General features: G+C 64.6%; 1 protein-coding gene. It reads right to left on the bottom strand.

Annotation, left to right across the window (positions count from 1 at the left end; translation table 11 throughout):
* A partial coding sequence (locus tag EN874_RS33045; protein WP_245516252.1) for an aspartate/glutamate racemase family protein occupies positions 1-302 on the bottom strand: 302 nt, incomplete at both ends.

The following is a 302-nucleotide window of genomic DNA, read 5'->3' as shown; positions in this document are numbered from 1 at the left end:
CCGGCGACGAGGCTGGCCATATGAAAGGCCGCCTCGCCGATGCCGATGACGGGGGCCTCGGTGGCACAACGCCCGGCGTCAAGCCCAGTATCGTCGAAGCAGGCGATGACATAGGCATCGGCCTGTGCCTTGCCCATCTCGGCGATGATGCCTGGAATGGCGAAGACCTCGTCGAAATAACCTTCGATGCTGGGCGGTCCGTCGACCGGATTGACCGCGATGATCTCCGTCGCGCCGGAGGCGACACTTGCCGCCGCCTCGCCGATCTTGGCGGTCATCGAGGCTGTGGTGTTGGGGTTGAT

It is taken from the genome of Mesorhizobium sp. M1D.F.Ca.ET.231.01.1.1, from assembly GCF_003999155.2.
Lineage (GTDB): Bacteria > Pseudomonadota > Alphaproteobacteria > Rhizobiales > Rhizobiaceae > Mesorhizobium.
Note: the sequence above shows the minus strand (reverse complement) of the source record. Positions and strands in the feature narration are given on the sequence as shown.